General features: G+C 66.1%; 9 protein-coding genes. 3 read left to right on the forward strand and 6 right to left on the reverse strand.

Annotated features, from left to right (window positions below; translation table 11 throughout):
• Positions 1-25: 25 nt before the first annotated feature.
• The 5 genes from BJG92_RS14140 to dinB form a co-directional block, all read right to left on the reverse strand.
• Positions 26-715 (reverse strand): hypothetical protein, encoded by a 690-nt coding sequence (locus BJG92_RS14140; protein WP_232084628.1) that lies wholly within the window; start codon positions 713-715, stop codon positions 26-28.
• On the reverse strand, positions 712-1,710 hold the full coding sequence (gene rsmH, locus BJG92_RS14145) for a 16S rRNA (cytosine(1402)-N(4))-methyltransferase RsmH (protein ID WP_232084629.1): 999 nt from the start codon (positions 1,708-1,710) through the stop codon (positions 712-714). The genes BJG92_RS14140 and rsmH overlap by 4 nt, the downstream gene beginning before the upstream one ends.
• 237 nt (positions 1,711-1,947) lie before the next feature.
• Positions 1,948-2,376: a division/cell wall cluster transcriptional repressor MraZ gene (gene mraZ, locus BJG92_RS14150; protein WP_232084630.1), complete on the reverse strand. Its 429-nt coding sequence runs from the start codon at positions 2,374-2,376 to the stop codon at positions 1,948-1,950.
• 368 nt (positions 2,377-2,744) lie between these two features.
• On the reverse strand, positions 2,745-3,119 hold the full coding sequence (locus tag BJG92_RS14155; protein WP_232084631.1) for a DUF3040 domain-containing protein: 375 nt from the start codon (positions 3,117-3,119) through the stop codon (positions 2,745-2,747).
• A 276-nt stretch (positions 3,120-3,395) separates the two neighbouring features.
• The gene (gene dinB, locus BJG92_RS14160) at positions 3,396-4,667 is read right to left on the reverse strand and encodes a DNA polymerase IV (RefSeq protein WP_374199803.1); all 1,272 of its coding nucleotides are present in this window, start codon (positions 4,665-4,667) and stop codon (positions 3,396-3,398) included.
• Between the two features lie 74 nt (positions 4,668-4,741).
• Between dinB and BJG92_RS14165 the strand changes: the two genes are divergently transcribed.
• Positions 4,742-5,293 carry a hypothetical protein gene (locus BJG92_RS14165; RefSeq protein ID WP_232084632.1) on the forward strand — a complete coding sequence of 184 codons (552 nt, stop codon included), beginning with the start codon at positions 4,742-4,744 and terminating at the stop codon, positions 5,291-5,293.
• Entirely contained in the window at positions 5,290-6,384 is a 1,095-nt protein-coding gene (locus tag BJG92_RS14170; protein WP_232084633.1) for a polyprenyl synthetase family protein, read from the forward strand. The genes BJG92_RS14165 and BJG92_RS14170 overlap by 4 nt, the downstream gene beginning before the upstream one ends.
• Before the next feature lie 27 nt (positions 6,385-6,411).
• Here the strand turns inward: BJG92_RS14170 and BJG92_RS14175 are convergent, their stop codons facing one another.
• The gene (locus tag BJG92_RS14175; RefSeq protein ID WP_232084634.1) at positions 6,412-6,765 is read right to left on the reverse strand and encodes an Rv2175c family DNA-binding protein; all 354 of its coding nucleotides are present in this window, start codon (positions 6,763-6,765) and stop codon (positions 6,412-6,414) included.
• 267 nt (positions 6,766-7,032) lie between these two features.
• Between BJG92_RS14175 and BJG92_RS14180 the strand changes: the two genes are divergently transcribed.
• The coding region (locus BJG92_RS14180; protein WP_232084635.1) for a LysM peptidoglycan-binding domain-containing protein at positions 7,033-7,699 on the forward strand (667 nt) is incomplete at its 3' end.

Genomic DNA, 7,699 nt, shown 5'->3' on the forward strand with positions numbered 1-7,699 from the left:
TGCCTGGCTGGTGGTCCGTCCTGCGTTACTTTCCCGGAACCTTCTGCGCAGGAGCCGGAACGGATCCTCCGTGAAGTTCCACGGCGGCGGCCGCCGGCGTGGCCGGGACCGCAGGAACCGGGAGTTCCGCGGCCGGAGCCGCAGGCGGCGACGGGGCAGCCGGAGCCGGTACGCTCTCCGCCGGCTTGCGGTTGATGAGTGGTTCGTTGGTGGTGGCGGGCGGGACGATGCTGAGCTGGCCGGCGACGGCCGGGGCCGCGATGACGGCTCCGGCAGAGTCGCCCTTCACCGCCGGTTTGGCCTTGCCGGTGACCGCCAGGGTGGAGAGATCGATCTGGCCTTTGGCGGTGGATGCCACCATGCCCAGCTCGGTGGCCTTGGCGGCGAGGTTCTGCGGGGCATCGAAGTTCTGCACCTGCTGGGTCAGGTCCTGGTTCTGTTTCGTGAGCGTCGACTGGTCGCTGCGGAGCTGGACCAGCTGGTACTGCGCGGTGGAAACCGAGATATTCAGAACCAGTACCGCCATGAGTGCCACTGCCAGGAGAGAGAAGCAGAGCACCACAAACGGGGCACGCCGCTTGCGCGGGGCCGTACGGACCACCGAGAGCGGCGTGCGTTCCTTGCGGGCCGGCGCCGTGTCCGGATGGATGGCCGGCAGGGCGCGGGCTGTCGCGCCCGCGGCAACGGGGAATCTGTTGACAGCGGCGGTGCTCATGCGGCCCTCCTGGCTTTGATTCGTTCCACGGCACGGAGCCTGGCGGAAGCGGCGCGGGGATTTTCTGCGATTTCAGCGACGGTGGGCACCTCGGTGCCCTTCGTCAGGGTTTTCAGTTCTGCCCTGTGCTCTTCGAGCTCCACCGGGAAACCGAGCGGGGCCGAGGACTTCGAGCCGGCCTGGAAGAATCCTTTGACGATCTTGTCCTCCAGCGAGTGGTAGGACATGACAACGACGCGGCCGCCGACGGCGATTGCCGTGACGGCTGCGGGAATTGCGCGCTCCAGGACGTCGAGTTCTTCGTTGACCTCGATCCGCAGGGCCTGGAAGGTCCGCTTCGCGGGGTGTCCGCCGCTCTTCGCCGCGCTGGAGGGAACCACGTCGCGGATCTGTTCGACCAGTTCACCGGTAGTGGTGAAGGGCTTCACGGCGCGGGCGGTGACGATCCGGTTGGCGATGCGCCCGGCGAACTTCTCCTCGCCCCATTTGCGGATGATCCGGACCAGCTTCTCTTCGCTGTAGTTGTTGACGACGTCGGCGGCCCGCTGGCCGCGGCTTGTGTCCATCCGCATGTCCAGCGGGGCATCGAAGGAGTACGCGAAGCCGCGTTCGCGCTCGTCGAGCTGCAGCGAGGAGACACCGAGGTCCATCAGGATCCCGTGGACCTCGGTGAATCCAAGGTCCTCGAGGACCTCCGGGATTTCGTCGTAGACCGCGTGAACGAGGTCGATCCGGTTCGCGAAGGGCTTGAGCCGCTCCCCCGCCAGGGCCAGGGCCTCTTCGTCACGGTCGATGCCGATCAGGTGGAGGTCCGGGAAGCGCTGGAGCATGGCCTCGGCGTGCCCGCCCATGCCCAGGGTGGCATCGATGGCCACGGGGGTCTCGCCGCGGCTCCGTGCAGCCTCGAAAGCAGGGGCCAACAAATTGATGCACCGGTCCCTGAGGACCGGTACATGCCGTTCGGACGTAGGCTTCGCCTGGTCAGGGTCGGTCATACCTGCGTCCTTTCGAGATGGTTGATCATGGTTGGCTCGTGATCGGGCGGTGGTGCCGGAGTGTGTGTCTGAATGGTGCCGCTCTGAATGGTGCTGCGCGCCGTTTCTTGATCCAGATCCCCATCCGCGCCTATCCTGCGTCCGCCTGGCTCCGGGGAAGTGAGCCAGGAAAACAACCGGATGGGCGGCTGGAGATCTCGGTCAAGAAACATGCCGTGCGGTGAATCCTGTGGGTCTTCAGAGAATCCCCGGTATGGCGTCGTCGGTCTCCGAGAAGGCCGTTTCCTTTTCGGCGAGGTACTCGTTCCAGGCCTGGGCGTCCCAGATCTCTGCGCGGGTTCCGGCCCCGATTACGGCCAGTTCCCTGCCGAGTCCTGCGTATTCCCGGAGCGCCGGCGGAATCGTCACGCGCCCCTGCTTGTCAGGTACCTCGTCGGAGGCTCCAGAGAGGAAGACCCGGATGTAGTCACGTGCCTGCTTGTTGGAGATGGGAGTCTCCCGCATTTGCTCGTGAACCCGGCCGAACTCCGCCTCACTGAAGACGTAGATGCAACGTTCCTGGCCCCTTGTGAGAACCAGGCCGCTGGCAAGCTCCTCACGGAACTTCGCGGGAAGGATGATTCGACCTTTTTCGTCCAGACGCGGCGAGTGTGTGCCGAGAAACACGGCCCACCGCCTGTCTGTTCGCAGGAAGCCCAACGTCCCCCGTGCTGCCACTACCCTCTTACGTCCTCCACATTACTCCACATCGCTCCACAGTCAACGACACGCCGAACATATCTGGGCCAATTTGTGGGATGTGGCACCCAACGCGCCCTGCAAGGGCACGGGAAATGGGCCGGTGGGGCGCAGTGGAGGGAAAGTGGAGGGAAGTGCGACCCTCAAGCGGGGCCGGCGGCACACTGGACGGTTAACGGCAAAAGACCCGCCGAAGCGGGTCTTTGAATGCCTCCCCGGAACGTCTGTGGTGGGGAATGTCTGTGGTGGGGAATGGAGGGTGGTGAAGGTACGGTGCGGAACGAGGCGGAGTGGCCTCAGGATTCCCCGCGGTGCCTTTCGTCCCAGCGCTGCTCGAGGCTGCTCATGAAGGAGCTCCTCGGTTTTCCGGACTTCCGGTCCGGACGGGCCGCTTTCTCCTTGCCGGGGCTCGAGTTACGCATCGTGGCGTAGTAGACCCCTGCCCCCATGACCACGAAACCAAGGACCCCGACGAAGATATTCTGAAGTGTCACACCGACCAACAGGAGCAGCACCCCGGCCAGGGTGGCCAGCACGCCGATGACCAGATGGCGGGTGGACCAGGAACGGCCCGGGTCCGAACCCATGGAGCTGGCGAACTTGGGATCGTCTTCATGCAGCTGCTTCTCCAGTTGCTCAAGCAACTTCTGTTCGTGTTCCGAGAGCGGCATCACGACCTCCTAAATTCGGCCGGCGTCCGGACTTGACGCGGCCATTGTCCTAAACCCCTAACGTCCGGGATTCCCGAGTGGTTCCCCATCGCCGCCATTGGTCGAAAGGGAGTGTTCGCGGGCCCGTTCACAGGTGTTCAGCTGGTCACGCAAGAGTCCGAACGCTCGATCCAGGCGTTCCAAACCTACGTATAAATAAGGATAGTTTGTTGTGCCCTCTTCGGAAAGACGCTGTCCCTAAGTGACTGCACCGAGTCAGTGTCCCGGGGGGACAAATCAGCCGGCGCCGCTGCCCGGATCCAGTAGCCGTGCCGGCAGCACCGACTTCGTGCCGAACTTCCGGGTCACGGCATCGAGGGCCTGCTCTGCCGCTCGCCAGTTGTCATCCCGGCGGTCCAGGCTGAGCTGCAGGGGCGCCTGCGCCGCTACTTCCAGCTGCTCGGCCCGGATGCCGACAAGCCGCACCGTCATGGGCCGGTCGCCGACGGATGCCAGGAGTTGGACCGCCACGGCATAGAGCAGCTGCGCGCTGTCGATCGGGGTGCTGACGGTTCGACTGCGGGTGATGGTTGAAAAATCCGCATACCGCAGCTTGAGGGCCACGGTGCGGGCGTGCATTCCGGCTCCCCGGAGACGCTCGGCAGTCCGGTGCGAGAGTCTGAGCAGTTCCCGGTGGAGCAACGCCTCGTCGGCCGTGTCGACGGCGAATGTCTCCTCGGCGCCGATGCTCTTTTCCGGCCGGACCGGTGTGACGGGGCGGGGATCAATCCCCCACGACAGCCGGTGGACGTGCTCCCCGGAGGCGCCGAGTACCTTCCGGAGCGAAGGCAGCGGTGTCGCCGCGACGTCGGCCACTGTCCGGATGCCCATCCTGGCCAGCACCTCGACGGTCTTCGCGCCGACACCCCAGAGCGCATTGACCGGGAGGCTGTGCAGGTAGGGCACCGTCTGGTCCGGACCGATGAGCAGAAGGCCGTCGGGCTTGCACCGGGTGGATGCGATCTTCGCGACGAACTTGCTCGCAGCGATGCCCACGGACGCTGTAATGCCCAGTTCGCTGCGGACGCGGGTGCGGATGAGCTCGCCGATCTCCCGGGGCGGCCCCAGCCGGCGGATCGCCCCCCCGACGTCAAGGAAGGCCTCGTCGACGCTGAGGGGCTCGACGAGGTCGGTGATGGATCCGAAGATCCCCATGATCTGGCCGGAGACCTCGAAGTACAGCTTGTGCCGGGGTTCGATGATGACGGCCGACGGGCACATGCGCGCCGCGACCACCATGGGCATCGCCGATTTCACGCCGAAGGCGCGCGCCTCGTAGGAGGCCGAGAGGACGACGGAGCGGTCTGCGGGGTAGCCGACGATCACCGGCTTGCCCACCAGGGCCGGTCGGGTGCGCAGTTCGACGGACACGTAGAACGCATCCATGTCCACGTGCAGGATGCTGCTGCGCCGGAGCTCCCGAAGCGTTGCCTCACTGGGGCGTCCGGATGCGGGGAGGGCCTGCTGAAGCGGCTCTTCCTGCTGCTGTTTATCCCTGTCCGGCCCCACAACTTCAATCCTATGCCCCGGGACTGACTAAGCTGGAGGCTGAATCCGGCGTCAATACCAGGAGGAAAGTCCCTGTGAAGGTTTTTGGAGAGCGCACACGTGCTGCAGTTTCGGTGCTGGCAGCCGGCACGTTGATGGCCGCCCTGGCCGCCTGCACGCCCGCAGCCCCCGGGCCGGCTCCCTCGGGTTCGTCGTCGACGGCGGCGGCTGTGCCGTCCTCGGCCAGCGCGTCGTCCAGCCCCTCGGCCACGGCCTCGGCCAGCCCCTCCGCGGAACCCGGAACGTCGGCCACGGTGGGAGCCCTGGTTCCCGGGTTCCCGCAGACGCTCCTGCCTGTCATGCCCGGTGCGAGGGTCGTGTCGAGCAGCTTCGACAAGACCACTGTGCCGGCGACCGTGGCTCTCGTCGGCAGCATTCCCGGGCCGGCCGCCGCGGTGCTTGCGTACTATACGGCCGCTCTGGAGGCACAGGGCTTCAAGGCCGTGCCCGGCGAGACCGTCGGCACCGTGCCGTCCAAGGACTTCCTCCGCGGCGACAACGAGACGGTCAACATCTCCGTGATGGAGACCTCCGGAGTGTCGACGTTCACCATCGGCGCAAACGTCGCTGCCGAGTCCGTCAAGTGACCCTCGCGGAGCAGCTGCGCCTTGAGCAGACTGCCTACGTGGCCGCCGTCGCCGGCAAGCTCACGGATTTCCTGACCAGCCGCCAAAGCGTCATGTCCTCGATCTCCCCCGATATCGATCCGTTGATGGGGTCCATCTCGAACCTGGTCACCGGCGGCAAACGCCTGCGGGCGCTCATGTGCTATTGGGGCTGGCGCGGCGCGGGCGGAGACGCCGGAGCCGCCGAGGTGGTCACGGCCGGCTCGGCCCTGGAACTGTTCCAGGCCGCCGCGCTCATCCATGACGACATCATTGACCGCTCGGACACCCGCCGAGGCGGTCCCAGCGTGCACCGGCGCTTCAGCGAGCTGCACCAGACCCAGGGCTGGGCGCTGGACAGCGAACGGTTCGGCCACGCCGCCGCCATCCTGACGGGCGACCTGTGCCTGTCCTTTAGCGAGGAATCCTTCACCGAAATCGGCGATCGCGCCGGATCAGGAAGCCAGGCCAGGCTCATATTCAACCTCATGCGCGCCGAGGTCATGGCCGGCCAGTACCTCGATATCCTCGAAGAGGTCGCGGGACCGCGGCGGGACCGGGCGGGTGCGGTCAGACGGGCCCAGTCCATCATCAGGTTCAAGTCGGCAAAGTACTCCACCGAACATCCCCTGGCCCTCGGCGGAGCCCTCGCCGGCGCGCCGGATGAGCTGCTGCGCGGCTATTCGGCCTTCGCCCTTCCTCTGGGCGAGGCTTTCCAGCTCCGGGACGACGTCCTGGGCGTCTTCGGCGACCCGGTGACCACGGGCAAGCCGGCCGGGGACGATCTGCGCGAAGGCAAGCGGACCGTGCTGGTGGCGTTCGCGCTGGACCAGGCGACGCCGGCCGAATCCGCCTTCATCGACGCGAAACTGGGCGACCCCGGGCTGGATGCGGCGGATGTGGACGAGATCCGCCGCATCATCGCCGATTGCGGTGCGCTCCAGGCCACGGAAACACTGATCGAGGAGTTCGGCCGGGCGGCGTTCGCGGCGCTGGATGTTTTGCCGCTGGAGGAACTGCCCAAGACGGCACTCCGGAAATTGGCTGAGGCGACGGTCAGCCGCGCCGCTTAGGCAGCTGCGGATCCGTCCGGACCGGGACTACCAGGCCAAGGACTGCGCCCGGCGTCGGATCTCCGTTTTCCGGCCCTCGCGCAGGGCATCGATCGGGCGCCCGCGCAGGGATTCATCCGGCGTGAAGAGCCAGGTAATGAGTTCCTCGTCCGAATAGCCGGCGTCGGAAAGGACCACGATGGTCCCTTTCAGGCTCTCCACGGCATGGCCGTCCTGGATGAATTCCGCAGGCACGCAGCGGATCCGACGTTCGCCGACCCGCAATGCGGCGACGGCGCGTTCATCCAGAAGCGCGTGGACCTTGGTAATGGAAACGTTGAGGAGCTGGGCGACATCGGGCAGGGGCAGCCATTCGCCCACGAGGCTTTCTACATTACTCACGGATCAAGATTGCCACGGCAGGCACCCCCGCGCCTAGTCGGCTCCCTACCCGCGCCGCCGCCTTGATATCGGCCCCCGTGGGCCCCCGCCTGCCGACACTCCACAGAAAGACGTTTGCGGAATGTCAAACAGTTCTTGTGCTAATTGCCAATTCATGAGAGATTCACTTAGATCACATTTGTAACAGCAATAACTTAAGTCACACTGGTAACACCAGTAACAACGGCCTGACCTGCAGCGTTCGCCGCTGAGAAGAGGATTTTTCCCATGACGACGTCTCGTTCGCCAAAGCCCTACCAGCGGCCAAGCCTGCCCATGATCGCGGCGACGACGGCGGCCCTTCCCGCCGTCGTTCTGTCTTCCTTGGCGCTCGCCCAGCCGGCGGCGGCCGAGTCCCGTCCGCGCGTCATTCCGGCGACGCTGGCTGCCGCCATGAAGGCCCAGACGCAGGCCCTGACGGCAAAGTCGCTGACCTCCGCACTGATCCCGGCCAGCTCCGTCCCGGCGATGGTTCCGGCTGCGTTCCGTCCGGCCCAGGCCGCGGCGCCGGCGGAGTACACGATCACGCGGGGCGACACGATCAGCGGAATTGCCGGCAAGTTCGGCCTTGAGACGTCCGCCATCCTGAAGCTGAACAACCTGCAGTCAAACACGCTGATCTACCCCGGCCAGAAGATCAAGCTCACCGGAACGGCCCCGGCGCCGTCAGCACCGGCGCCGTCAGCACCGGCTCCCGCTCCGGCCGGTGCCGCCGGCGGCAGCGTGTACACCGTGAAGTCGGGCGACACCCTCGGCGCCATCGCCGCCCGCCATGGCGTCAAGCTCTCCGAAGTCTTCGGCTGGAACGGCCTCAACATGGGTTCCATCATCCGTCCGGGCCAGCAGATCAAGATCGGCAGCGGCGCCGCCGCGCCGGCCCCCACACCTGCGGCTC

This window comes from Arthrobacter sp. SO5, from assembly GCF_020532805.1.
GTDB lineage: Bacteria > Actinomycetota > Actinomycetes > Actinomycetales > Micrococcaceae > Arthrobacter.